Origin of the sequence: Shimia sediminis, assembly GCF_003990645.1 — a bacterium.
GTDB lineage: Bacteria > Pseudomonadota > Alphaproteobacteria > Rhodobacterales > Rhodobacteraceae > Shimia > Shimia sediminis.
This window is the reverse complement of the sequence record NZ_RYZK01000085.1, coordinates 1-672: the sequence shown is the minus strand read 5'-3', so window position 1 is coordinate 672 and position 672 is coordinate 1. Positions and strand designations below refer to the sequence as shown.

Genomic DNA, 672 nt, shown 5'->3' with positions numbered 1-672 from the left:
CTACATGAATTTTTAGTATATCATAAATAGTTTTCTTTAAACATCATCCAAAATGAAAATCTACAAAGATATTTTTACTGGCGATGAAATGTTTTCTGATACTTACAAGTTAAAATTAATTGATGATGTTTTGTACGAAGTTTATGGTAAACATGTTCAACGTAAACAAGGTGATATTAATATAGATGGCTTCAATCCATCTGCAGAAGAAGAGTTAGAAGGTGTTGATGAGGGTTTGGAGTCAGGTGTCGACATAGTTTTAAATCATAGGTTAGCTGAAAGCTATGCTTTTGGTGATAAAAAAAGTTATACTGCTTATCTAAAAGACTACATGAAAAAATTAGTAGCTAAATTAGAAGAAAAGGCACCAGATCAAGTAGATGTCTTTAAAACAAACATGAACAAAGTAATGAAAGATATTTTGGGAAGGTTTAAGGATTTACAGTTCTTTACGGGGGAATCTATGGATGTTGATGGTATGGTAGCTCTTTTAGAATACCGTGATATTGATGGCGAATCTGTCCCTGTAATGATGTTTTTTAAACATGGATTAGATGAAGAAAAATTCTAGAACTTTTAAAATTCAATCAGACTTCTCCATTTATATCTTAATATATTTTTTATCTATTGTAATTAAGAAAAAAAGTTTAAACTAAAAGATTCACTCTGGCG

Annotated in this window: 1 protein-coding gene; it reads left to right on the top strand. The window is 29.8% G+C overall.

Annotation, left to right across the window (positions count from 1 at the left end; genetic code table 11):
- The first annotated feature begins 52 nt into the window (after positions 1-52).
- Entirely contained in the window at positions 53-571 is a 519-nt protein-coding gene (locus EK369_RS22975) for a translationally-controlled tumor protein (RefSeq protein WP_235871516.1), read from the top strand.
- The last annotated feature ends 101 nt before the right edge of the window (positions 572-672 follow it).